General features: G+C 57.8%; 21 protein-coding genes and 1 pseudogene. 11 read left to right on the forward strand and 11 right to left on the reverse strand.

Translation table 11 applies throughout. From position 1 onward, the window contains the following. Positions 1 to 724 (reverse strand): annotated as a pseudogene (locus ACWIUF_RS08315) (hypothetical protein); the annotation flags it as partial. Between the two features lie 394 nt (positions 725 to 1118). Between ACWIUF_RS08315 and ACWIUF_RS08320 the strand changes: the two are divergent. The 3 genes from ACWIUF_RS08320 (at position 1119) to ACWIUF_RS08330 (ending at position 5158) form a co-directional block, all read left to right on the forward strand. Further along, the gene (locus ACWIUF_RS08320) at positions 1119 to 2624 is read left to right on the forward strand and encodes a leucyl aminopeptidase (RefSeq protein WP_448571823.1); all 1506 of its coding nucleotides are present in this window, start codon (positions 1119 to 1121) and stop codon (positions 2622 to 2624) included. 240 nt (positions 2625 to 2864) lie between these two features. After that, the gene (infC, locus tag ACWIUF_RS08325; protein ID WP_448571824.1) at positions 2865 to 3392 is read left to right on the forward strand and encodes a translation initiation factor IF-3; all 528 of its coding nucleotides are present in this window, start codon (positions 2865 to 2867) and stop codon (positions 3390 to 3392) included. An 809-nt stretch (positions 3393 to 4201) separates the two neighbouring features. Beyond that, positions 4202 to 5158: an RNA polymerase sigma factor, RpoD/SigA family gene (locus ACWIUF_RS08330; protein ID WP_448571825.1), complete on the forward strand. Its 957-nt coding sequence runs from the start codon at positions 4202 to 4204 to the stop codon at positions 5156 to 5158. A gap of 147 nt (positions 5159 to 5305) precedes the next feature. On the opposite strand, the gene ACWIUF_RS08335 is transcribed toward ACWIUF_RS08330, so the two are convergent. Both ACWIUF_RS08335 and ACWIUF_RS08340 read right to left on the reverse strand, forming a co-directional pair. Then, positions 5306 to 5434, reverse strand: coding sequence for a hypothetical protein (locus ACWIUF_RS08335; RefSeq protein ID WP_448571826.1), 129 nt, complete (start codon positions 5432 to 5434; stop codon positions 5306 to 5308). An 81-nt stretch (positions 5435 to 5515) separates the two neighbouring features. Continuing rightward, positions 5516 to 5887 carry a rhodanese-like domain-containing protein gene (locus ACWIUF_RS08340; protein WP_448571827.1) on the reverse strand — a complete coding sequence of 124 codons (372 nt, stop codon included), beginning with the start codon at positions 5885 to 5887 and terminating at the stop codon, positions 5516 to 5518. Positions 5888 to 6218: 331 nt separating this feature from the next. On the opposite strand from ACWIUF_RS08340, the gene ACWIUF_RS08345 reads away from it, so the two are divergent. Both ACWIUF_RS08345 and ylqF read left to right on the forward strand, forming a co-directional pair. Beyond that, positions 6219 to 6890 carry a zinc metallopeptidase gene (locus tag ACWIUF_RS08345; protein ID WP_448571828.1) on the forward strand — a complete coding sequence of 224 codons (672 nt, stop codon included), beginning with the start codon at positions 6219 to 6221 and terminating at the stop codon, positions 6888 to 6890. Between the two features lie 190 nt (positions 6891 to 7080). Continuing rightward, positions 7081 to 7941, forward strand: coding sequence for a ribosome biogenesis GTPase YlqF (gene ylqF / locus ACWIUF_RS08350; RefSeq protein ID WP_448571829.1), 861 nt, complete (start codon positions 7081 to 7083; stop codon positions 7939 to 7941). Here ylqF and ACWIUF_RS08355 read toward each other — a convergent pair. Further along, entirely contained in the window at positions 7916 to 9418 is a 1503-nt protein-coding gene (locus ACWIUF_RS08355) for an alpha-amylase family glycosyl hydrolase (RefSeq protein WP_448571830.1), read from the reverse strand. The two genes, ylqF and ACWIUF_RS08355, sit on opposite strands and share 26 nt — an antisense overlap. Before the next feature lie 112 nt (positions 9419 to 9530). Between ACWIUF_RS08355 and ACWIUF_RS08360 the strand changes: the two genes are divergently transcribed. Further along, positions 9531 to 10526: a glycosyltransferase gene (locus tag ACWIUF_RS08360; RefSeq protein ID WP_448571831.1), complete on the forward strand. Its 996-nt coding sequence runs from the start codon at positions 9531 to 9533 to the stop codon at positions 10524 to 10526. A gap of 136 nt (positions 10527 to 10662) precedes the next feature. Next, a complete protein-coding gene (locus ACWIUF_RS08365; RefSeq protein WP_448571832.1) occupies positions 10663 to 11328 on the forward strand; it encodes a DUF3120 domain-containing protein in 666 nt (221 codons plus the stop codon). 111 nt (positions 11329 to 11439) lie between these two features. Here ACWIUF_RS08365 and ACWIUF_RS08370 read toward each other — a convergent pair whose 3' ends face one another. The 5 genes from ACWIUF_RS08370 to ACWIUF_RS08390 form a co-directional block, all read right to left on the reverse strand. Further along, on the reverse strand, positions 11440 to 13995 hold the full coding sequence (locus ACWIUF_RS08370; protein ID WP_448571833.1) for a GH116 family glycosyl hydrolase: 2556 nt from the start codon (positions 13993 to 13995) through the stop codon (positions 11440 to 11442). 85 nt (positions 13996 to 14080) lie between these two features. After that, on the reverse strand, positions 14081 to 16138 hold the full coding sequence (locus tag ACWIUF_RS08375; RefSeq protein ID WP_448571835.1) for a DUF3370 domain-containing protein: 2058 nt from the start codon (positions 16136 to 16138) through the stop codon (positions 14081 to 14083). A gap of 225 nt (positions 16139 to 16363) precedes the next feature. Further along, positions 16364 to 17152, reverse strand: coding sequence for a hypothetical protein (locus ACWIUF_RS08380; RefSeq protein WP_448571836.1), 789 nt, complete (start codon positions 17150 to 17152; stop codon positions 16364 to 16366). A gap of 228 nt (positions 17153 to 17380) precedes the next feature. Further along, positions 17381 to 18298 (reverse strand): peptide chain release factor N(5)-glutamine methyltransferase, encoded by a 918-nt coding sequence (gene prmC / locus ACWIUF_RS08385; RefSeq protein ID WP_448571837.1) that lies wholly within the window; start codon positions 18296 to 18298, stop codon positions 17381 to 17383. 47 nt (positions 18299 to 18345) lie between these two features. Next, a complete protein-coding gene (locus ACWIUF_RS08390; protein ID WP_448571838.1) occupies positions 18346 to 19188 on the reverse strand; it encodes a Tic22 family protein in 843 nt (280 codons plus the stop codon). A 560-nt stretch (positions 19189 to 19748) separates the two neighbouring features. On the opposite strand from ACWIUF_RS08390, the gene ACWIUF_RS08395 reads away from it, so the two are divergent. Genes ACWIUF_RS08395 through ACWIUF_RS08405 form a run of 3 tightly spaced genes read left to right on the forward strand, consistent with a single transcriptional unit; the run spans position 19749 to position 22321 of the window. Further along, positions 19749 to 20237, forward strand: coding sequence for a GUN4 domain-containing protein (locus ACWIUF_RS08395; RefSeq protein ID WP_448571840.1), 489 nt, complete (start codon positions 19749 to 19751; stop codon positions 20235 to 20237). Between the two features lie 3 nt (positions 20238 to 20240). Next, on the forward strand, positions 20241 to 21656 hold the full coding sequence (locus ACWIUF_RS08400; RefSeq protein WP_448571841.1) for an IctB family putative bicarbonate transporter: 1416 nt from the start codon (positions 20241 to 20243) through the stop codon (positions 21654 to 21656). Between the two features lie 35 nt (positions 21657 to 21691). Further along, positions 21692 to 22321 (forward strand): TIGR04282 family arsenosugar biosynthesis glycosyltransferase, encoded by a 630-nt coding sequence (locus ACWIUF_RS08405; RefSeq protein ID WP_448571842.1) that lies wholly within the window; start codon positions 21692 to 21694, stop codon positions 22319 to 22321. Here the strand turns inward: ACWIUF_RS08405 and ACWIUF_RS08410 are convergent. Next, on the reverse strand, positions 22302 to 22436 hold the full coding sequence (locus tag ACWIUF_RS08410; RefSeq protein ID WP_448571844.1) for a hypothetical protein: 135 nt from the start codon (positions 22434 to 22436) through the stop codon (positions 22302 to 22304). The genes ACWIUF_RS08405 and ACWIUF_RS08410 overlap by 20 nt on opposite strands. Before the next feature lie 211 nt (positions 22437 to 22647). On the opposite strand from ACWIUF_RS08410, the gene sipA reads away from it, so the two are divergent. Continuing rightward, positions 22648 to 22884, forward strand: a complete 237-nt coding sequence (gene sipA / locus ACWIUF_RS08415) for a regulatory protein SipA (RefSeq protein WP_448571845.1) — start codon at positions 22648 to 22650, stop codon at positions 22882 to 22884. A 6-nt stretch (positions 22885 to 22890) separates the two neighbouring features. Here the strand turns inward: sipA and ACWIUF_RS08420 are convergent. Continuing rightward, on the reverse strand, positions 22891 to 23467 hold a 577-nt coding region (locus tag ACWIUF_RS08420; protein ID WP_448571847.1), incomplete at its 5' end, for a M16 family metallopeptidase.

A 23467-nucleotide genomic window follows, 5' to 3' on the forward strand; every position in this document is an offset into this window, starting at 1 on the left:
GGGTTAGGGCCGGATCGGGCCGAGGGGGATAACTACGCGAGGGGGGGGTGCCTTCCCAGTCGAGGGGTTGCCGAGCGGGCGGGGCTGAGGCGAGCCGCTGATCCTCTAGGGGAGCCAAGCGGTAATGGGTGGGTAATTTGGCCATCTCGTCCTCTAGGACGGCATTCAGACGGTTGACCAGGGCCGTCAAGATGGCTTCCCCCTGTTGCTCCAGGTTATGCATCCGGCTGAGTTGCTGGGATAGGGCGCTCTGGTAGCTACCGAGATCCTGCTCTAGGGATTGGAAGGTTGTGTTGAGGGTGGCATCCAGGGAGGCAATGAGTTGATAGGCCCGATCGCTGTAGCCATTCGTATGGGCCGGGTCGGCTGGATTCACTGGATAAACAGATTGACCGGCAATCTGTCGTAATTCCTCACTGAGGCGGCGTTGCAGGTGAGCCGCGATCGCCTGGGCCAGTTGCTTCGCCCAGCGTTGTTGTTGCAGCAATTCCCGCCGGGAAAAGGCTTCCTGGCGATCAGCCCGGAGGGTTTCAATCTCCTGAACTAGGCGGTCCTTTTCCGATTGCAGCCATTGAATATCCTGAGCCAGTTGCGTGACGAGACTTTCCTGCAACTTTTCCAGCTCCTGTGTCATGGCATTCAATGCCGTATCCGCTGCCCGTGCTGCCGCCGGACCCGATAGGTTGCTGCCACTCCCTCCCAATCGCTGATTGGATTGCGCCATTGAGTTTGCCCCGCTTGGACTGCCCTACATAATAAGTAAAAAATTCCAAAAGGGCCGTATCGCTAAAAATGTTTTCAATCTTACCGGTCAGCGATACCGGCCCCGCAGACTGCCCCGATCTCCGGCAACGGACGATACAAGCATTACCGAACACGGGGGGCTAGGGCACTCACCTTCTAGGTCGGCCTGCGGATTGTGTGCTATCGATGAACTATGATTTTTCTAGCGTTCAAGGCACACGGCAAAGCTGCCCAGTACGGTATGCTCAATCCACTGAAGCGGGTGCCAACCCACTTCAGAGAATGATCTGAGCGAGCCAAGCCTTCCCTCGCCTTTGCGGCCAGGGAGTGTCAAACTAACGACAAACTTAAGGTTGAAGTACGCATGGAGTCGCATGAAATTTCATACAGTTGAGACAGCCCCCCAGGATTGGCATGGGGATGGGCTAGCAATTGGGCTATGGCAAGCAGCGACTAACAATGGCCAGGGCCAGGAGCAACCGATCGCCCTCGCCAGTGAGTGGGCAGCGTTAGACGAGCGGTTCAATGGTATCCTGACGGAACTGATCGCGGAAATGGAGTTTAAAGCCAAAGCCGGGAGTACGATTTCCACCCGGATTGGCGGTAATACCCCCGTGCGTAAGTTGATCGTAGTGGGGATGGGCAAGGCCGCGGATTTCACCCTGGATGGGTTGCGCCGCGCCGCTGCTGCCGTGGCCCGCTTAGCCAAAAAAGAACGCTGTAAAACCCTGGCCCTGTGCTTGCCGCTGGCGGATCTACACCCTAGCCTAGCCGTTCAAGCCATGACCGAAGGGATCGAATTGGCCCTGTATCAGGATCTGCGCTTCAAATCCGAACCCGATCAGATACCGCCTCCCGATCGCATCGACTTTCTGGGGTATGGGGATCAACTGGCCGCGATCGCCCGTGCCCAAGCGATCTGTGCCGGGGTGCAACTCGCACGGGAACTGGTAGCGGCCCCCGCCAATGTCGTGACCCCCATAACCTTGGCAGAGACCGCCCGCGATATTGCCCAGATGGGGGAGGGGTGGGATCTGGAAGTTCTGGGACAGGCAGAATGCGAACAACTGGGGATGGGAGCCTACCTAGGGGTTGCCCAAGCCGCAGAACTCCCACCCCAATTTATTCACCTGAGCTATCGCCCCGCCGGGACCCCGCGCCGCAAACTAGCCCTGATTGGCAAGGGGTTAACCTTTGACTCCGGTGGCCTCAATATCAAAGGCGCGGGTAGCGGGATTGAAATGATGAAAATAGACATGGCTGGTGCCGGGGCGGTTTTAGGCGCAGCCAAAGCCCTCAGTTTGCTGAATCCCCCCGATGTGGAACTGCACTTTATCAGTCCTGCCACGGAAAACATGATCAGTGGCCATGCTCTCCATCCCGGCGATGTGATTACGGCCTCCAATGGTAAAACGATCGAGGTCAATAATACCGACGCCGAAGGTCGCCTCACCCTGGCCGATGCTCTGGTGTTCGCGGAAAAACTGGGGGTTGATGCGATCGTGGATCTGGCCACCCTGACCGGAGCCTGTGTGATCGCCCTGGGGGATCAGATTGCCGGCCTATGGAGTCCCGATCCCACCCTGAGCGAGCAGTTACAGCAAGCCGCCGCCCAATCGGGTGAGAAGCTTTGGCCCATGCCCCTAGAAGATAAGTACTTCGAGGGCATGAAGTCCCCCATTGCCGATATGAAAAATACGGGTCCCCGTAATGCTGGGGCCATTACCGCTGCCCTGTTCCTGAAGCAATTTGTCAAGGAGACCCCGTGGGCACACCTGGATATTGCCGGACCCGCATGGTTGGAGAAGGAGGATGGCTATAACAGCACCGGAGCCACAGGGTTTGGGGTACGCACCCTCGTGAACTGGGTCCTCAGCTAGACAAGCCGTAATTGTCAAGAAAGGTAAACCTACCCTGGCACTAGACAGAACCAAGGGAGGACTCAGTAAAATGTGCGTAATAGGATGAGGCCACTGGGCGAGTGGGCATCGGCGATCGGCGTCAAACCGTGCGATCGGCGGCAACCCGGCCAAGTACCTCGATATACCTTGAAGGATCTGACAGATCAGAGCCATGATTCTGTCGGCGATACTGCGACCCATCGAAACCGTTAGATACCTGTGAGCCTAAAAAAAACAAATCGCGATCTTCCCCAAATCAACGAGCGCATTCGCTTTCGCGAAATTCGAGTCATCGATACCGATGGCGGTCAACTGGGCATTATGACCCCCGCCGAAGCCCTGCGCATGGCTGAGGACAAGGATCTTGACCTTGTATTGCTCAGTGACAAGGCGGAACCGCCCGTTTGCCGCATTATGGACTACGGCAAATATAAGTTTGAACAAGAGAAGAAGGCCCGCGAGGCGAAGAAAAAACAGCATGCCGCCGAGGTCAAGGAAGTCAAGATGCGCTACAAGATTGAGGAACACGACTACAACGTGCGCATCAACCAGGCGGAACGCTTCCTCAAATCTGGGGATAAGGTGAAAGCCACGGTCACCTTCCGAGGGCGGGAAATTCAACACACTGACTTGGCAGAGGATCTGCTCAACCGTATGGCGACGGATTTGCAGGAGATTGCCGAAGTGCAACAGTCCCCCAAGCGGGAGGGCCGCAATATGATGATGCTTCTGTCACCGAAGAAGTAGTCACCGAAGAAGTAAGGGATCTGCCCAGGCGAGTTGACTGGCCATGAACGATCGGGGGGTAGGCCTCTTGCCTGCCCCCTGCCGCTAGGGAATGCCACCCCATTTCAGCGCTATTCCCCATTGCCAATGGCCGCGCCATTCCTGCTCGTGGGTACTGGGGACGGTTGCCTGGGCGGGTATGGCTGGGACGATCGCCGCCTTATGTTGTGTTTTATCACAGAAAATATAACGAAACCTAACATCCCCTCAGCTACATGGGGATGTGCTGGGGGAAAGCCGCCCCAACCGGGGCCATGCAAGTAGGGTTAGCCTAGCCACGATCGCTGATCAGTTGCCGATCGTGGCTGCGATCGCCCCCTGGGTGTTGCCGGCCTGACGGGGTAATTTTCCCTGTCATCAAATAAAAATATGGATGATCGCCCTCAAAAACTCATTAATTACGATGACGGCGATGACGATGCTGACGCAAGGACTTAAAATTTTCTGTCCTAAAGATTGACATTTGTCAATATGAGATAAATTTACATAAGTTAATAATGTCATGCCTCAACACGGACGACGTGACCGCGATCGGCCTCCAGATTTTGTTGCATAGGATGCATTGTCCGCCCGAGTTCCTGGGTACTCTAGGAATAGGGGGTTACAAAGCACGGGGGAGGGGGTCACGACTCTCAGAATCAGTTGGGTTATCTGAGAAAAACTGTTACAATTTTTGACAATAGAACATCTGGTTTAGTCCGGCGAACGTACAGCGTTGGCCGCGTCGCTCTTTTCATCTGCCTTTTATTTGCCTCACGTGGATTGCTGCTATGAAGACATCCCAGCGTTCAACCGACTTAGTGCGGGCCTACCTCCGGGAGATCGGTCGGGTTCCGCTGCTCACCCACGACCAAGAGATTGAGTTTGGTCGTCAGGTCCAGCGCTTAGCGAAACTTCAGAAAAACAAGGAAAATTTAATAATTTCTCTGGGACATGAGCCAACGCTGAGTGAGTGGGCAGCGTGCGTCGATCTTTCCGAGAAGGAGCTGTCGCAGGCGATCACGGAGGGTGAAGCAGCCAAGCGCAAGATGGTGGAGGCCAACCTACGGCTGGTGGTCTCAGTGGCGAAGAAGTACATCAAGCGCAATGTTGATCTACTCGACCTGATCCAGGAAGGCACGATCGGAATGCAACGAGGCGTCGAGAAATTCGACCCGGCCAAGGGTTATCGGTTTTCGACCTATGCCTACTGGTGGATTCGTCAGGCGATTACGCGGGCGATCGCGGAAAAAGGGCGCACGATTCGTTTACCCATTCACATTACCGAGAAGCTCAATAAGATCAAGAAAACCCAGCGCCAGTTATCACAACAGTTGGGCCGTGCGGCCACCACCAGTGAGTTAGCGGCGGCCTTGGATCTGAAACCAGAGCAGGTCCGGGAATATCTGGAGCGATCGCGCCAACCCCTTTCCTTGGATCTCCGCGTGGGTGATAACCAGGATACGGAGTTGGTCGAACTGCTGGAGGATGCGGGGCCGCAACCAGAGGACTATGTGAAGCAAAATGCCCTGCGCCAGGATTTGGAAACCCTCATGGCCGACCTCACCCCTCAACAACGGGAAGTCCTCGCCCTGCGCTTTGGTCTGGAAGATGGGCGGCAGTTGACCCTGGCCAAAATTGGCGATCGGCTCAATATCAGTCGGGAACGCGTCCGGCAGATCGAGCGGGAAGCCCTCACGAAACTGCGCAAGCGCAAGGGCGATATGCGGGAATATCTGGCCAGCTAATGATGGGTTACAGGTCCGCTAAGAACCCGTTAACGGCCCGTCTGCAACGTTCGAGGGTCAGGAACACCCGATCAACCAAGGGGCAGGCCCAGTACCTGCCCCTTGGGGTTATAAGGGATAGGAAACGCCGTAAACTGTGGCCGGGAATTAGTGGGCTGTGAAGCCAACAAACAGCAAGGGCAACAGCAGGGAGAGGGCAACAATGAGGAGCAAGGTACCCGGATCAACATTCAGGATCAGGGGTTGACCCTTTTTGGCCGCAGGTTTTTCACTCATAGATCAGTTGCTCCACAATACTTGAGATCACGACGATCGTAACAGGCATCCCCGTAGTGGCCCCCAGCGATTCCCGGCGATTTAATATTGGCGGAGAGAGGGGTCAACCTGGATCGCATAGGCGTCAATGCCACCCACAACGTTTTTAACGTGCTCAAACCCCTGGGATACCAACCACTCACACAGCCGCTGCGATCGCATCCCGTGGTGACAGAGGACGATCGTCTCCCGGTGGCGATCGAAGCGCTGGCTAATTTGACCTGACCACGCTTCAAACTGACTGAGGGGCAGTAATTCAAACCCATCCAGGTGAACAATGTCCCATTCATGGGGTTCGCGCACATCGATCAGTTGCCAGGTGGCCGGATCAGCGCCAGCCAGATAGGTTGCGAGTTCCTCGGCACTGATCTGGGTAATCGCAGCATCAGCATTGGGCACCGTCATAGCAGTCATTGGACAAGATATCTACTCCCCCAGCATAGAGCCAACCGAACGCGCCGGGGTGAAAAGCCCGTACCGATTTCCCCCTGCCCCTTGCCACCGAGTCTCCTTACAATAGGGACAGTCGATATTGTTTAGGGTTAGATCAGGCCTACAGCACTTCCATACCCGGTGAGGTACAGACAAGGGGCTTCAGCCCCTTATTCGCAAGGCTTGACCATACTTCATTCGTGAGAGAACGGCTGTATTGGGACAGTTTGATTCAAAACTGGCCAGGACCAGACTATCTAACCCGATCGCACTGTACTGAGCAGAACACTGAGCAGAACGAGGCAACGGAGCTATGATTTTCCACCCATCAATGGTGATCCTGATTCCGGGCATAATCCTGATGGCCTGGGCACAGAGCCAGGTACAGGGCACTTACCAAAAATACTCACAGGTCAATTCCTCCTTGGGGCTGACGGGTGCCCAGGTGGCGGAAACCATTTTGCAGCGGATGGGGGTGTCGGGTGTGCGCATCGAACCAGTGGCGGGTGTCCTCACTGACCACTACGATCCTTCAGCCAAGGCCGTCCGCCTCTCCGAGGGGATTTATAGATCCAGTTCCCTTGCCGCCGCCGCCGTTGCTGCCCACGAGTGTGGCCACGTCTTGCAGGACGTGAAGGGCTATTCACCCATGAATTGGCGAGCGGCGATCGTCCCAGCGGCGAATTTTGGCTCCCAATTGGGTCCCCTCCTCGTCATCGGTGGCATCTTCCTCAATGCCACGGGCCTGATCAACGTTGGCATCGTCCTGTTTGCTGCCGTCATCGCGTTTCACCTCGTGACCCTGCCCGTTGAGTTTGACGCTTCCCGTCGGGCCTTACAGTTGGTGGATGAGTTGGGTATTTTGCAAGGTGATGAGCGCGACGGTGCCCGCAAGGTCTTGAATGCTGCTGCTTGGACCTACGTGGCGACGGCCCTCTATGCGATTCTGCAACTGATTCAGCTATTGATGATCCGTCGTGACTAGGGTATCCCCTGCAACCCTCTTCCTAAACCCAGAGCACGAAGTCACCCAGATCCCCCCAGATCTTTCCCTCCACTTCGTGCTCTTTGTGTCTTAGGGGTTGCCCCAAAGTTCCCAGTAATTGCCCCAAAGTCCCCGGCTCCTTGCCCACCGCCCCCCCACTCACCCGCCGCTCACCCATACCCGCACGCGCATGACCTCTCCCCCCATCCAGTGGTACCCCGGCCACATTGCCAAGGCCGAAAAAGCCCTCCTCGACCAACTGAAACGGGTAGATCTGATCCTGGAAGTTCGGGATTTCCGGATTCCCCTGGCAACCGCCCATCCCAAGCTGCCCCAGTGGATCGGCAACAAAGCCCATCTGCTGATTCTGAATCGCATGGATATGGTCCCAACGGGGGTAGACACCCAATGGTTACAGTGGTTCCAACAACAAGCAATTCCAGCCTATGCCACCGATGCCAAACAGGGGAAGGGCATATCGGCGATCCTACACGCGGCCCAAACGGTCAGTGTGGGGATTAATCAGCGCCGCCAACAGCGGGGAATGCTCCCCCGCCCCGTGCGAGCCGTGGTCATTGGATTTCCCAATGTGGGCAAGTCAGCCCTGATCAATCGTTTACTGAAACGGCGGGTGGTGGAGAGTGCCCGCCGGCCTGGGGTAACCCGCCAATTGCGTTGGGTACGCGTATCGGACCAGATCGAACTCCTGGATGCACCGGGGATTTTACCGGCGGCCCTCCGGGATCAGGATGCGGCCTTAAAGCTGGCTATTTGCGACGACATTGGGGAAGCCGCTTACGATAACCAGCGGGTGGCGGCGGCCTTCGTCGATCGTCTTCAATCCCTGCAAGTGCGTGCCCCCCATTGGTTGCCCCAGTCTCCCTTAACCCGTCGTTATGGGCTAGATCCGGGGAAGATGACGGGGGAAAGTTATGTGGCCCAGTTGGCCAACGATCGCCACCAGGGGGATGTGGAGCGTATGGCCTGTGAGTTGCTCAACGATTTCCGCAAGGGGCTGCTGGGTCCTATTCCGCTGGAACTCCCGGTGTGAGGTGATCGCCGAGGGGGGCGATGGCGAACACGTGATAGCCCCAGGCTGGCAAATCTAGGTACAGCCCTGACTGGGAAAGATCTCGGCCCGATCGTTCATAGCGATAGGGTCCCATGAGGTCCTTAAACTCATAGCGTTGCTCCGTAAGCTGGGGGATCGGCAAGGGGACATAGCACTGGCCTTGATGGGGCGCATAATTGACCGCGACTAACCAGACGGCTGTCTCCTGTTGCCACAGGTAAAGAATGAATTGGCTCCAGGTGGGATTGTCGCCCCAGGCGGGGATGGCGTCCAGTAATTGCCAACTGCCCTCGCGCACGATCGGCTGGTGCAGACAGGCCAACAAGCGTTGATAGAACGCCTGGATTTCCGGCACGATCGCCTCGGTGGCTGCCCGTAGCAAATGCACGGAGGTGCGTAGCTGGCGACCATTGAATTGCCCTTGGTGAAAGAAGCGTAGACCCGGAGCCAAGAAGGTGACGATCGCGGCAGCCTGGTGTACTCCTGGCGGAAACGCAGTGGCAGCGCGGGGTTCATCATGATTTTCCAGGAACCGGGCGGACTTGCTTTGAAACGTGAGATCGGCCCGGAGGTGGTCCCGCACGGGGCCAACGGCCTGGGCATGGAGGCGATCGTAGAGGCGCTTATCGTAGGTATAGTCAAACCCCTGTTGTTGCAATGTCCATTCCAGATCCCAATACACTTCTGCCATAAAGACAAAATCGGGGTGGGTTTGACGCACCTGGGCGATCGCCGCTTCCCAGAAAGGCGGACAGGGAATTCCCCAGGTCCGCTCAAAGACCTCTGGCAGAACCAACATGGCCATATCGCAGCGCACGCCATCACATTGGGCGGCGATCTGCATCAGGATATCCCGCATCGCGGCCTGGAGGTCGGGATTGCCATAGTTCAATTGCAGCGTATCTGGCCAACCGGGAAAATAGGGGTCGCGCCCGTGGGCAAAGATCTGGGAACCCGTGGGGGATTCTAAGCGGTAATAGTTTTGGGGTTCCCGTGCTAAATCGGCCTCAGTACCTGCAATATAAAAGTCGGGATGGGTTTGGGTCCACGGATGATCTGGGGCGGTATGGTTCGGGACAAAATCGAGCATCAACCGCAATTCCCGCTGTTGGAGGCGCGATCGGAAGCGACTGAGAGCCGCGTTGCCGCCCCATTCTTGGGCGACCGTATAGTCGGTAATGGCAAAGCCCGAACCCCCAATATCGGCCTCCTGCAGATCGGGTAGATCAATCAGAAATTGCGCCCGCCAACCCGGATGCGAGCGCGACACCTGCTGGCCTACTGGCCCGGTTTGCCACACACTCAGTAACCAAATCCAGTCAAAGCTGGCCTCGGCGTAGGCATCTAGCTCCGCATCCGGCCAATCATCCAGCGTCGCCGGTCGTCCTAACTGTTGGGAAAGGGCAGTCAGGTAAACCCGCGTATTGAGTTGGTACAAACTAGGATAGGTAGGCATCGTCAATCGCCGCATGGGGGGAGGTTAATTCCATTAGGTCCATATAATCAGAACACCCCCGTAAAACGGCGAAATCTTTTAAGGTTGATTCATTGCCGAAGTAAACTGTCCTATGCAGCCGTTAGAAACTGTTGGCCTTGTGGCGATCGGACGCAATGAGGGGGAACGTCTCCGTCAGTGTCTACAGTCCGTCATCAATCAGCTAGCCACGATCGTCTATGTCGATTCCGGGTCCACGGACGATAGTGTGGCCTTCGCCCGATCACTGGGGGTTGCCGTTGTTGAGCTTGATTTGGCGATACCCTTTACCGCCGCCCGTGCCCGGAATACGGGGTTAGCCCAATTGTTGACCCTCAATCCCCAGCTTGAGTTTGTGCAGTTTGTTGATGGGGATTGTGAACTCGTGCCCGGTTGGTTGGAACGGGCCTATACGGAATTAAGCCAACACCCCCAGTGGGCGGTTGTTTGTGGTCGCTGTCGGGAACGCTTCCCGGAGCGATCGCCCTATAACCAACTGTGTGATATTGAGTGGAATACACCCATTGGCGAAGCGGTAACCTGTGGTGGTAATGCCATGATGCGGGTGGCCGCCCTGCAACAGGTGGGGGGCTTCAGGCCCGATCTGATTGCCGGGGAAGAACCGGAACTCTGCTTCCGCCTGCGGCAACAGGGCTGGCAAATCTGGCGTTTGGATGCGGAGATGGCCCGCCATGATGCCCAAATGACCCACTTTCGCCAATGGTGGAAACGCATGGTGCGATCGGGCCATGCCTATGCTGAAGGCGCCGCCCTGCATGGAAATACCCCAGAGCGCTATAACGTCAAACCCAGTCAACGGATCTGGCTTTGGGGATTTGGGTTGCCCCTGCTCAGCCTTGGGGGCATTGCCCTAACGCAAGGCTGGAGTTTACTCTTACTGGCGGGCTATCCCCTGTCGGCCCTGCGCACCTATCACGAGACACGCAAGCGGGGATTTACCACGGCGGAATCCCGCCTTTATGCCGTCGCTTGCACAATGGGCAAATTCCCCGAATTTCAGGGCCAACTTCAATTTTGGCTGGGCAAGCACCTCCTCCGCCGTCCAGCGACCTTAATTGAATATAAGTAATTGAATATAAGTAAAGGCCGTAAATCCCCCCCAGGGGGATATCGATGTGATATGTTTAGAAACGTAAATTAAACGGCTTAACATTCCTTTGATTTCAGATTCACGTTCACAGGCACTTGTCCTGCGGGTTCGGCAGGTGGGCACGCAAACCCTACCGCAATTGGCTAGCCCCGCGCTATTGGCCTTTATGGCTGCCGTTTTTTTGGTTTCCGTTCCCGTCTTTGTCCAGGCCCCCCTCGTGCGGGTTTTGCCCTGGCTCAGTTTAGGGATGACGGGGGTATGGTGGTGGCTCAGTCGTTGGTTCATGGCCCGTCCTGCCACCCAGCAATGGGGGGATCTCCTGTGGGGCTTTAGCTGGACGTGGTTAGCCGGTTCCCTCTATTGGGGCTGGTTGCGGTGGGAGCCGTTGTGGCATTTGCCCATTGAGGCGATCGCCCTTCCCATCGTCCTCCTCTCCCTCCTACGTCAGCGGTTTATGATGGGGAGCTTTTTCTACAGTGGCTCCCTCCTGGGCACAGCGATCACGGATCTGTACTTTTATCTCGTGGATCTGATTCCCGACTGGCGGCAGTTGATGCAGGTGGAACCCAGTCTGGCCTTCTCAGTTTTGCAACAAGCCGTTACAAAAGTCCAAACGCCCTGGGGGTATAGTTGGGCGGCCCTCTTGGGGAGTACGCTGGCCGTCATTGGGATTATGACCCTATGCCAGCGTCCGTTACCCTGGCGTGTCTTTAGTGGTGCGGTGCTGGGCACGATTTTGGTGGATGGGTTGTTTTGGCTATCGGCCACGATCGGTGGGTAGACACGCGAACTTGACCACACCAGAGCTGGATCGGCAAACGAAGTATACACGCACGCATGTCTGCTGGGATGGGGCGGGATGGCCAAGCCTCTTCTCATCCCGTAGTTTTGGCTACGGTCCTACAGATAGCTGAAAACCGGCTAACTCGTAATAGAGTGCCCAAATCGCCATTGGCCGCAGGTAATGACAGGCGCGGAATGTCCGACTGGCTGTAATCGCTTCCGGTGTCCGGAATTGCAGGCCCCCTGTATAGATCTGATTGACGACGGCTTGGGCGATCGCCAGAGCTTCCGGTTTCATGCCCATCTGGGCCAAAAAGGCAGCCAGTCCAAAGTTAATCCCGGTCCAGACTTCCAGGGGATGGGTGGCTTGGGGATTTTCCGGGGAACCGTCGGGACGCACGCCATTGGCCGCGCCGATCGGGTCATCCTGGCGTTGAAGATATTGATTAAATTTGACAAAGCAGGCATCATAAATCGTTTGCAGGGTCGATCGGGTACAGTCGGCGGGCACAATATCCGGCAGGCCCAACAGTCGCGCCAAATATTGGCCACAGAGTTGATCCGCCATGACCACATCCGAGCCACTGCCGCTGTCGAGGCGATAGGCTTGCCCATTCCACAGCGTCGTGTGGTATAGGGGTTTGGCTTGGGCTAACCAGGCTTGAAATTGGCTCAGCGCGGGTGTGACGGTTAGGGTGGGTGTGGTGGTTTCGAGGATCTGCCCGATCGCGATCGCCGCCTCTAGGGCCGCTAACCACAAGCCACCACAGTAGGCACTAATGCCCTGTAAGCGCCAATCATCAAAGGTTTGATCGGGTGCACCGGCATTTTCGGGAATACCATCGTTGTCCTGATCGAACTGTTTGAGATAGGTCAACGCCGCGACGATCGCGGGCCAACAGTCGGCGAGGAACTGCCCATCGGTCCGCCCCGTAAACTGATAGGCGCGGTAGACCTGAAGCACAAAATCACTGGCCAGGTCTTTCCACAGGTTGCAGTCTTGATAACAGGTGTAGTTCGTTTGCTCCCAGGGGTGTTCATTCGGGGCACCGAGGTCGTGGGGGGTGGCGTTGGCAACCTTGCGGACGGCCTGGGGACTGGGGGCACCGATCGTCAAATAGTAGCCAATCAAACGCAGCCGGGGATCGGCCTGGGGGATGGCACGGGCAAAGGCCCGCAGCACGGCTTTTTCCAGATCCGGCCATAACATCAGCAACCCAAACCCGCCATAGAGCCGCACATCCAAGCTTTCGTACCAGCGATAATCCAGACATTCTAGGACGGCAAATTGACCGATCGGGTCCCGTGCCGTCGCCGCACTCCAGAGCGTCCCCCCACTGGTCAGGTCATAGAGTTCATTAAACAGGGCCATCTGGAGCCAGTCGGGCAGGTGGGTTTGGGTGAGGATAGACTGCTGCCAGGTGTGGATTTGGGTTTGCCAGGTAGGGTAGGATTGCAACGCCGTCTGGGCGATCGCGGCAGCTTGATTGCCCGCTCTCCCAAAAAAATCGGTGTAGCGGCGATAGTAGTTGACGCCCTGGGCAAATTCCGTCACCGGAAAATCCCAACTCACCCCAAACGGGATCTGGCGCGTTTCTCCCGGTTGCAGGGTCAGGCGCACCGCGATCGCCCCAGCAATTTGTTCGCCATGCGTAGCAGGCGTGTGATCGCCGTAATTCAACAACGAGCCATCTTTCGCAAACGTTTGCCAAATGTCCGCCCCATCTCCGACCGGATTCCAGCGGGTATGGTAGAAGCCTTCGTCCTTAGGCCGCAGCGTTGTGGCGATCGCCCATTGGCCCTCCCCCTCTTGGGGACAGCGATCGGCGGCGGTGGGTGGGTTGAGGGAGGTTGCGAGTCGGTCAGGATCAGCGATCGGTGCACCCGCCCCTATCGTTTGTGTAGGCTGTGGGGGGGCTGGGTACTTGGGGGAGGCTTCAGATCGGGCCATCACTAAACCCAAGGTATCCCCTGACGCTAGCAACTCCGTGTAATTTCCCCCACTCTCCCCCCAACGGGATTGATAGTCATAAACCGGACTGCCATCATCCCGAATGATCACCGCTGGCGACGGATGGGCATTGGTGAACCAACCCACCGTATTTTGCCAAGTCAGCATCAGACTCAGGGTGATAGGCTGATCCGTCGGGTTAGCCAGTGTCCACAGGAACACGGCCACAGGGTAACTGCTTTCCTGATAGTTATTGGGCCAGATGGGTGAAAACTGCTCGCAGGTTAGTCGTGTCTGGAATACGCCCTGGTACGCAAACCAACTGCGGGGATAGAGGGCGTGGTAGGTCCCGGTCGCCCGATGCTGATCCGAGGCCGGATACCATTGCCAGGTCCCAAGGGTGCCATCCGTCGGCGCAGCGGTACTCAGGGCATAGGCTTGGGTGTGGTCGCCCACTTGTTCAAACACACTGAATTGGCAAGCCGGAAGAACCTGAAAAATATGCTCCCCACCGTCAATATGCCAGAGGTTAAACTCCCCCCTGGGCGATCGGCCCATACAGCCAGCCCCAAAGCCGCCCAATGGCATCCCATGCCACGGCCCATCATCCAGGTTACTGGCATAGCGAACCGTGTAGGGATGGTCCCAGTCTAAGCCGAGGGGACGGCTCCAGGCACAGGTGGGAATCGGGGGGATGGGGGGCAGATCAGGCATGGGGTGTTCGCAGTGACTCGCTCCATTATCGGTTAACACGCCCAGGGGAGCGCACCCGTCTGGGGATGGACACAGCCAATGGGGATTACTCAGCCGCGATCGTGAGGACCTGAGGCGGGACGGCATCCGGGGGATAGAGGAAATCGAGTTGTACCAGGCGTTTATGATCTGGCGGCAGGGTCAGGGTCACGAGGGGATCGCCCTGCTCGCCGCGTCGCTGGGCCAGGTGGAGATACTGGGTTTGGGGTTTGCCCTCGTCATCGTCGTATCGCACCCGGACGGTTCCCCGAAAGAAAACCCGATCGGGGGGGGGATCGAAAAATTTTAGGCTTTTGGCATTGGGTAAATCCTCCTTGATTGGCGTTTGGATCGCCACGGTAACCGATCGCGTGGCCCGACTAGCATTATGCAGGGGGAGGGTCAGACTGTACTGGACCGCGTAGTTCCCGTGGGAGAGGTGGGCCGTATCGGGATAACGAGCCAGCAGCGGCGCGCTCTGGACTTGACCGGTCCCAAAGGTGCCCTGGGGTAGGGTATTCAGGCCATAGGCGATTGGTTTTCCGCGTTGCGGGAGGGTTAGGGTTGGGGCCTCTGGACTATCGGTGAGTTTAGCTTGCCATTGGGAGCCTTGGGAGACCCCGGCCACCCGTCCGTAGATAATTTTGCCGATCGTATGGTCAGGCGGCGTGGGGGGTAAATCCCGTGGTCCCGCCAGACAGCCGCCTTTCAAGAGGGATTGCCATTCCTCCAGGGTGGGCGATCGTTCACTGCCATCGGTGTGCTTGCGGGCAAACATGGCCAGATCCGCCACATAGACTGGCCCGCCACTCCAGAGCCGCAGCAGCGTCGAACGGGCATTCGAGGTGGGCACCAGTTCACCGTGCCCGGTCGGTAGTGGCAAGCTCAGGAGCATTTGGCTTTGCTTCGGAGCCAGGGTCAGCGTTGCCGGGAAGAGATCCTGACGGTTGCCCTTGAGGATTTCCGTGGTCATGCGGCTTCCCGGTCCCGAAAAGACATCACCGGCGGCATTATTCACCTGGGCCGGTAATTCCACAAACCCCGCGTCGCTCCCCGTCAAATAGGTCGCTGCCTGGAAAATCTCGATCGTCACCGGTTGACTACCAGGATTATGGAGCATCACGCCCTGAAACAGGGTGCGGGTTTCCTTGGGATCAGTGGTTTTGGCAATGTGGTGGGAAAAGATATCAAACCGGCCTTCAAAGGCATAATTCAGGTGAGCCGCCCCATCCCGCATCTTATCCGGTGGGAAAGTAGAGAGCATCACCCCCTCGGTTTGCACGATTTCCGGACTATTGCTGTTAAAAACGGGCACGGCATCCAGGTGCCCCGGTAGGGGACGGATATCCAGGTGAGCAGTCACCGTGCGCTCAACCCCCGCTGGCAAGGTTTGCCAGTTGTCATCCGCCTCAAATTGGGGCGCGGCAGTGGGGGCGATCGTGGTCGGGACGGGGCAAACCTGACTGGCGATCGCCTGATCCGTGGACTTCGGCGCATTGGGGTTGAGCACATGGGCATAGACCAGCCAATAGCCAAAGGCAAAACTGGCCATAAATAACCCACTGATCAAGCAAAAACGCAGAAAGTGAAAGGGTCGCTTGCCCAGTTTACGCTGCTTTTGCCGGGGCCGGGACCCCGGCGGGTGGGGCCGGGACGGCACCGGGGAGGGATAGGCAGGTGTAGGCGTCACCGTCGCCCGAAAGGCTGGCGCCGGAGCCGCCGCCGGAGCGGGGACCCTGGGGGCGGGCGCGGGCGGTTGGCCCAGGGAAACACTTCGCGAACGGGCTGGATGGCGCAGCCGCACCGCCTGCTTCCACAAGACCTTGGCTTGGCCATCCAGGCGGGCGACTAGGTGAATCCCCTGGACCAGATCCAGGTTGAGGGCATACAACTGCTCACAAACGAAGCGAACCAGGTAGCGTCGTAAACTCAGGCAGAGATCCCGTGGCATCGACACCTGGAAATACACAGCAATCTCTAGATAGAGGGTTGGCGTGACCTCTATTTCCAAGTACATCCCCTGGGGGATCAGGGAACTATTCATCCAGTGGGCGATCGCCCAGCAGTCCCCCGCCTGTGCCAACTCAGGGATGGATGGCAGATATGGCGTGTGTCGATCGAACATCCCTTCTCACACCGGTTCGCAGATCCGAGCCTACCCTTGCCTACCCCTAGGGATCGGCTTGCTGGGTATCGGGGCCAATGTTTCAGCTAAAGGGTAACGTATGGATCTGGAATCGGGACAGGCAGCCGCCCAACTTCCGGGTAATTGCGCCAGAAACTTTATAGACCCCCAAATAGACCCCAGAAAAGGCCCAAGCTTCCCCGTCGCGATCGCGGCCTTCAGCCCCTAGGGCAGCACGTAGATCGGGGTATTCGATCCAGGCGAATTCGCTGCCGGAGGCTGCGGACCCGCCGATCGCCACGGGGGCAAATCAGCCCACCGGTTTTGCGCTCCCCCCACCAGTGTGCCCGTGACGGGGCGGCGTTGCGCCCCGGCAAAGGTGGGTTGGCCCGTCGTCAGACTTGTACCGACGAATTCCCCTTGCAGTGTGCTGCCCTGCCGGGTGAGGCGCACATCCATTAATTCGCCCTCCATCGTGCCGCGCCAAGTCAGGACATCCCCCGCCACTAGGCAGGGAATCGTCTGGCCTCCCCGCATTTGCACGACGCAGCCCGAGCCAGTCGGAGTCTGGACAACCGCAAATTCCCAACGGGAGCCGCGCTCGGGATAACCGGGCCATTGGCTTTGCACCCACCATTTACCCACCCAGTTAGGGCTGCGGACAAAGAATAGGAGCGGATTCGCCGCCGTGACGATCGGACCAGCGCTGGTGGTACCCATGACCACTGGTGGGGCGGGGCACTGGACCCTATTGTCCACCACCGGACACAGGGCCAAGGGGGGCACGATCGCCGCACACAGGCCCGCTTGACTGGGACTCATGGCACTGAACTGCGACCAGGCGGGACCCGGCACCCAACACCGTCCGGACACCCCCGCCGGACAGGCCACCTCCCGCAACAAATCCTGTTGACCCAAGCTGGCTATAGGACTCCCGGCTTGGCTCACGCAGACCTCCGATTGCGCCCTAGCCGCTTGGCTTAAGGCCACAGTAACCAGCAACCCGGACACCATACCTAGGCTCAATCTCAGCGATCGGGTTAGCATCATAACCTCCTGCGGGACGTTGCTAAAGTTCCTGAAACATGGGCGGTAGGCACCCCGCTAGGTTATTGGTCAACAACTATATTTTGTCAGTCTTTTCTGCCTTCAGTTTACGGGTCAGCCACGCTTTACGGGGCACCCACAGCTTAAATTAACGCCCGGAGCAACGGGTCAATACACTAATGTTGATATCCAGATCTATCCAATCCAATAGGCCGAAACAAAGCGATCGACCCCGGCCAGATCCGCATGGACTTGGACTTGCCCATACCCCCCCTGCTGTTGGAGGAGATCGACCACCGTGGCCGCCTGACCTGCCATGAGTTCGACGAGCCAGACTCCCCCCACGTGTAGATAGGCCGGGGCTGTCTGGATGAGATGGCGCACGGCATCTAGGCCATCCATACCCCCATCCAGAGCTAGGTGGGGTTCATGCTGAGTGATTTCCGGTTGTAGGGTAGGAATCAGGGCTGTGGGAATGTAGGGAGGATTCGCCACGACGCCAGACAACTGACCCTGGAGTGCAACCAAGGGGTCAAACCAAGACCCCTGATGGCACTGAATATGGGCCTGGAGGTGGTACTGGGCAATATTCTGTGCCGCGATCGCCAGGGCCGACGGACTCACATCCACGGCGTAGATCCGCGCTTGGGGAAATGCCGTCGCCAGCCCGATGGCGATCGCGCCGCTGCCCGTTCCTAAATCAGCCCAGTGCCCCTGGGCGAGGCCCGCCCGATGAGGCGAAGCCTGGACCCTGGCGATCGCCAGATCCACGATCAGTTCTGTTTCCGGGCGGGGGATCAGCACCGCTGGTGAGACCGTTAACTGCCAATCCCGCCAGTGGGTACTGCCCACCAAATATTGCACGGGCACCCGTGCGGTCAGCCGTTGCTGCCACAGATCCTTTAATTGGGTTAAGGGTAAAGCGAGATCAACGGTAGTTTGCTGGGCTAGGGTGCCCAACCGCAGGGCCAAGGTATCGATCGGGGACACCGCTTGTAACAGCCAATCGACCTCCTCAGGGGGAATCGCCGCCGCGAGCGCGGCGGTGATCGCCTGGGATCGCCACTGCCATAGCTCAGTCCCCGTTACCCCGTAAGTCTGGGTCTGACCCATACCACGCCCCCCAGACTTATGGATGTCTAGAGCCGCTAGCCAGTTGCTTAGCGCCGGGGTTGTGAGGTCCCCCCAGTCGTCGGCGAGGGGGCTTGGGGCGAGACCGGTTGGGGTTGCCCTGGGTTGCCGCCATTGGCACGGGCTTGATTTTGTAGATAGGCTTGGATCGATGCTAGGGCATCGCGGCTAGGAATGAGGACGAGCTTGTTTAACTGCTGATCATTGCTCTGCTGCAAGGTTTGGATCATCCCTTCCAGATTGATCACCTCGATCGTCACATTCACCGCCTCATTCGGCTGCTGTTGCTTGAAGCGATCGATCAAATTCTGCAACCCCTGCTTCTCAAAAAACACGGGGATAATTTGCTCATTCCCCTGCTGGATCGTCAGATACCCATTGTCCCGTCCCCCCTTGGCAATAAACAAGGGAACTCCCTGGAAATTCGCCGCATTCGGGCCGCCCCGCTGGGTTAAGAGTTGTTTGGCCACATCCACCTGCTGTTGGGTCGGGATGTAGGCAAATTCCAGGCGGTCTTGGGGATTACCGGACTGGCGTGACATTTTATACACATCTCCCAACGAGATCGGGACAACCTGTACCCCCCGCACCAGGTCGGGATTATTGCTGCCCAGGCGGGTGAGGAAGGCTTGGGCATCCTGCTGACTCATGAACACCCCAGCTACGGGGGCACCACTCTCCCCCTGTTGCGGGGACGCCACGAGGGGGGCACCTTGCTGGTTAGTAATGGTAAAAACCGGAATTGGTTGCAGTTTTTCGATAATCTGGCTATCCGGTAGGGCCTGAGCGCGGCTACTGCCAATGACCATTGCCCCCACAACCGCAGTGCCAATCAAGCCGAGGCTGGTACTGAAACGCATCAAAGATTTCATAGTTGCTCCTGGTATGGGATCTTGTGGAAACAGGTCTGGAAATTACGGAGAATCGCCCAATGTTATCGATGTAAGATAGCAGATATCTCCTGGTTTTATCGTCTGGATCAGCATAGTTCTTCTAAATTTATGGTGGGATTCCTCAAAATTTATGGTGGGATTCCTCAAAATTTCCGAGGTGCTGTCACCTTTGATGGTCGCTCAGCCATGCGACTTTTCAGGATTACTCTTCTCACTCGATGAGACCTAGGGACTCCGGTGAATACCGATTAGTTCCCTCCAGGCTAGGACTCCAGGTCAGACGATGTGCCCTAGGCGACCCCCAACGCGTGGATTGGGAAAGAGGCCCAACGAGGCCCAAACGGGATCGCGGTGCGAATCGCCGCTGTTAATCTAACAAAAAAAAATCCATTTGGCTGGTTTTAACGGGTCCGTGTCGATCTCGCCCACGGCGGTGAGGGGGGGGCAACCCCAGTCTGCCGCAGGCCAACCCAGGGGAAATACCGCCAAGGGGCCACAATTTTTGGTATGGTGGCAACCGTGACCTGGTGCTGAGATCCATGACTGACTCTGCTGCTTCCCCTTTGGTGACGCTCACTTTGCGCTCGGACGCCAACATCGACTACGCACCGCTGCAAGCCCTGCTGGCGAACCAGGATTTTCAGGCAGCGGATGCCCTGACGTTGCAAAAGCTGTGCGAATTGGCTGGGCCGATGGCCATCCAGCGTAAGTGGCTCTATTTCACCGAGGTCGAAAAATTTCCACCGACGGATTTACGAACGATCGATGCCCTCTGGCGCACCTATTCCGAGGGCAAGTTTGGTTTCTCAGTTCAGCGGCAGATCTGGTTAGGTACGGGCAAGAATTGGGAGCGCTTTTGGCCCAAAATTGGTTGGAAACAGGGTAATCAGTGGCCGCGCTATCCCCAGGGGTTTATCTGGGATCTGAGCGCTCCCGCTGGCCATTTGCCCTTAACGAACCAATTGCGGGGGGTACGGGTGATGGCAGCTCTGCTCACCCATCCGGCTTGGACCGAAGGGGATGCTTAGGCTGTGCTAGCTGCAATTTGGCGATCGCTCACCCTGACCGACCTGTCCCTGTCCCAATGGCAGGCCAGTAGCGCCTTGGCACGGGGAGTGGGCCTGCTCCAGCCCTGGCGGCGCGGGAGTGTGCTGTTGCGGTGGGGAAATGAATTGGGAGTGTTGCTCCTGAGTGTGCTGTTTGCCCTGGCACCGTTTATCACCACTGTCCTGATTGGCAAATTGCTGATTGCGTTGGCGGGCTGGTGGCTACTGCTCATGGCGGCAGAGCGCTGGCAGGATTGGCTGACCCCGATCCATCTGCCCGTCCTGCTTTATTGGGCGGTGAGTGCGATCGCGACGGCTTTTTCTCCCGTGCGGACGGCGGCAACGCGGGGCTTCCTGACCTTCACGCTCTATGTGCTGCTCTTTGCCCTCATGGCCCAGGTGTTGCGATCGACCCGATGGCGATCCTGGCTGATCGGCGTGTACCTGCTAACGGCGCTGGTGGTGAGTACCTATGGCCTACGCCAGTGGTTTGTCGGGGTGGACGCCCTAGCGACCTGGGTTGATCCGGAATCGCCCCTCGCCCAGACTACAAGGGTTTACAGCTACTTAGGTAATCCCAACTTGTTAGCTGCCTACCTAGTGCCTGCGGTTGTCTTTAGCATTGCCGCCCTTTGGGTGTGGCCCCGTTGGCCCCTGAAGGCGTTGGCCCTGACAATGGTGATGGCCAATCTCGCCTGTCTGGTGTTGACCTTTAGCCGGGGCGGCTGGATTGGCCTGGTGGTGGCCTTGGTGGCGTTGGCCCTGCTGTTGGCCTATTGGGGCAGTCAGTTTCTCCCCCCCTTTTGGCGCACCTGGGCGATCCCGATCGCCCTCGTGCTCATCGTGGGGGTGATCGGGGGCGCGGTGCTCCTGGTGGGACCCTTGCGCGATCGTGTGTTGAGTATTTTTCTTTGGCGACAGGATAGCAGCAATAACTTCCGGATTAATGTGTGGCTGGCAGTGCTGGAGATGATCCGCGATCGGCCTATTCTCGGCATTGGGCCAGGGAATCGGGCGTTTAACCAAATTTATCCCCTCTATGGTCAGGCCCGCTTTACCGCCCTCAGTGCCTATTCAATTTTCCTGGAAGTGTTGGTGGAGACGGGCATCCTGGGCCTAGGGTGTTTCCTCTGGTTGCTGCTGGTGGCCTTTAACCAGGCATGGCAACAGGTGCAGGCCCTCCGTGCCCGTGCCCATTCGGAATTGCCCTGGTTATTCGCCGCGATCGCGGCCATGCTGGGCATGCTGGCACATGGTCTAGCGGATACGGTCTGGTATCGGCCCCAAATTGCCCTGCTCTGGTGGTTGATGCTGGCCCTAGTGGCCGCCTATAGCCGCCTCCTGACCTTGGCCACGCCGACTGAAATTCCGGTTGATCGAGATCAGCCCCAGGCCACCTAAAGGTCCCCATCCTAGGGCAGCAATGGGCAACAGCGATGCGGCAAACCCTGATGATTTTTATGCGCTACCCCCAACCCGGTCGCACCAAAACGCGGCTGATCCCGGTGCTGGGGCCTGAAGGCGCAGCCCAGTTGTACCGTGGCCTGGTGGCGCAAACCTTAGCACAGGTGGCCATCCTACAACGGGAGGGCACGATCGCGGTTGAACTGTGGTTTACGGGTGGGACCCTTGCCGCAATGCAGGCATGGCTAGGGCCTGATCTCTACGCCTATCGATCGCAAGTTGTGGGCGATCTAGGGGAACGCATGGCCGCTGCCTTTACGGCGACGTTCCAGTCCGGGAGCGAGCGGGCGGTACTGATTGGGACCGATTGTCCGGACCTAACGGCTGCACACCTGCGGGCAGCCTTGGCGGCCCTAGCTGCTCACGATCTGGTATTGGGACCTGCCCAGGATGGGGGGTATTACCTCATTGGCCTGCGACAACCTGTACCAGCTTTGTTTACCCAGATACCCTGGGGCACGGCCACCGTCGCCGCGCGAACCTTAGCGATCGCGGCCCGTGCCGGACTATCGGTCCATTGCCTCCCGGTTTTAGCTGATATTGATCGCCCCGAAGATCTACGGTCTGGGTTACTGCCTGGGATTAATTTCTTTCTTGGGTGAGTAAATAAGCTGGCTCCGTCGCGGGAACCTCGGCCCCAATGGGGATGGTTTGGGCCATGTAGGCACCATTGGCCAAGAGGGTAAGGACGGCTGCCAACCAGAGTTTCTCAAACATGGGAGCACTCCTGGGTCGGTTGAAGGGTTTATCGCTGCTGATCGGCTGGCAGTTCTCTCGATTCGGCTGGCAGTTCTCTCGATTACGATCATCGCCCGTCCCCGGATGCCCAGCCTCATCCCGCCAGATCACCCATTTAGGTGAAAACCCTGATCAAGCAGACTGGCTAAGCTTGGTATGAATCCAGTATTGAGACCCTCGCTTGCCCCCTATGTCCCCATCTCGCTTTAACGTCGGCGATCGCGTCCGTTTGCAGGCAGCGCCCACTTACCTCAAAACCGCCGAGTCCCGTCCCATGTTGCGTCCCCCCCAGTTGGTTAAAGTTGGGGAGATTGGCGTGATTACCGCCGCCCACCCTGGCAGCCAATGGGCGGTCCGCTTTGCACGCGGTTCCTTTTTGTTGGATAGTCAGCAATTGGAACGGGTCCCCCCCGGCGTGGGGGAGTGAGTCGGCTTAACGACCAGCCACCGCTGCATCGGGACCCACGATCGATAGGTAGGGATCGCCAAAGACGCGGCAGGCCACCCGTTGCACATCCTCGCTGGTGACGGCTTGCACAGCGGTCTGGAATTGGCGATCGAAGCCTACCCCCAAGCCTAGAATTTCGTACCAGCCGTAGATCTGGGCAATTTGGGCATTGCTTTGTTTACCGAGGGCGTATTGCCCCAGCATTTTGTTTTTGACGACCTGAAGTTCGTTGGCATTGAGGGTAACCGTGCGCAGGCGTTCGAGTTCACCGCGTAGCCCCGCGATCGCGGCATCCGTATTAGTCGGAGCTGTCCCCATATAGGCCACAAACTGGGAGGCATCCAGACGGGTGGGATAGAGGCTAGAGACGGAATAGGCCAAGCCGAGCTTTTCCCGCAATTCCACAAAGAGACGGCTGGAGAGGCCATTGCCCAGGTAGGTGTTGATCAATTTCAAGGGAATGTAGTCCGGGTCGCCCACGGCAGGGGCTAAATAGCCCACCAGAATGGCTACCTGTTGCGTATCTTGGGCGGTGGTCACCGTGCGCGGCTGGGCAAGGGGG

It is taken from the genome of Trichothermofontia sp., assembly GCF_053493415.1.

What these genes read in the sequence shown, in the direction of transcription:
- ACWIUF_RS08320 (WP_448571823.1), top strand. Translation starts at nt 1,119, where the DNA reads ATGAAATTTCATACAGTTGAGACAGCCCCCCAGGATTGGCATGGGGAT.
- ACWIUF_RS08330 (WP_448571825.1), top strand. Translation starts at nt 4,202, where the DNA reads ATGAAGACATCCCAGCGTTCAACCGACTTAGTGCGGGCCTACCTCCGG.
- ACWIUF_RS08335 (WP_448571826.1), bottom strand. Translation starts at nt 5,434, where the DNA reads ATGAGTGAAAAACCTGCGGCCAAAAAGGGTCAACCCCTGATCCTGAAT.
- ACWIUF_RS08340 (WP_448571827.1), bottom strand. Translation starts at nt 5,887, where the DNA reads ATGACTGCTATGACGGTGCCCAATGCTGATGCTGCGATTACCCAGATC.
- ACWIUF_RS08345 (WP_448571828.1), top strand. Translation starts at nt 6,219, where the DNA reads ATGATTTTCCACCCATCAATGGTGATCCTGATTCCGGGCATAATCCTG.
- ylqF (WP_448571829.1), top strand. Translation starts at nt 7,081, where the DNA reads ATGACCTCTCCCCCCATCCAGTGGTACCCCGGCCACATTGCCAAGGCC.
- ACWIUF_RS08355 (WP_448571830.1), bottom strand. Translation starts at nt 9,418, where the DNA reads ATGCCTACCTATCCTAGTTTGTACCAACTCAATACGCGGGTTTACCTG.
- ACWIUF_RS08360 (WP_448571831.1), top strand. Translation starts at nt 9,531, where the DNA reads ATGCAGCCGTTAGAAACTGTTGGCCTTGTGGCGATCGGACGCAATGAG.
- ACWIUF_RS08370 (WP_448571833.1), bottom strand. Translation starts at nt 13,995, where the DNA reads ATGCCTGATCTGCCCCCCATCCCCCCGATTCCCACCTGTGCCTGGAGC.
- ACWIUF_RS08375 (WP_448571835.1), bottom strand. Translation starts at nt 16,138, where the DNA reads ATGTTCGATCGACACACGCCATATCTGCCATCCATCCCTGAGTTGGCA.
- ACWIUF_RS08380 (WP_448571836.1), bottom strand. Translation starts at nt 17,152, where the DNA reads ATGGTGTCCGGGTTGCTGGTTACTGTGGCCTTAAGCCAAGCGGCTAGG.
- prmC (WP_448571837.1), bottom strand. Translation starts at nt 18,298, where the DNA reads ATGGGTCAGACCCAGACTTACGGGGTAACGGGGACTGAGCTATGGCAG.
- ACWIUF_RS08390 (WP_448571838.1), bottom strand. Translation starts at nt 19,188, where the DNA reads ATGAAATCTTTGATGCGTTTCAGTACCAGCCTCGGCTTGATTGGCACT.
- ACWIUF_RS08395 (WP_448571840.1), top strand. Translation starts at nt 19,749, where the DNA reads ATGACTGACTCTGCTGCTTCCCCTTTGGTGACGCTCACTTTGCGCTCG.
- ACWIUF_RS08405 (WP_448571842.1), top strand. Translation starts at nt 21,692, where the DNA reads ATGCGGCAAACCCTGATGATTTTTATGCGCTACCCCCAACCCGGTCGC.
- ACWIUF_RS08410 (WP_448571844.1), bottom strand. Translation starts at nt 22,436, where the DNA reads ATGTTTGAGAAACTCTGGTTGGCAGCCGTCCTTACCCTCTTGGCCAAT.
- sipA (WP_448571845.1), top strand. Translation starts at nt 22,648, where the DNA reads ATGTCCCCATCTCGCTTTAACGTCGGCGATCGCGTCCGTTTGCAGGCA.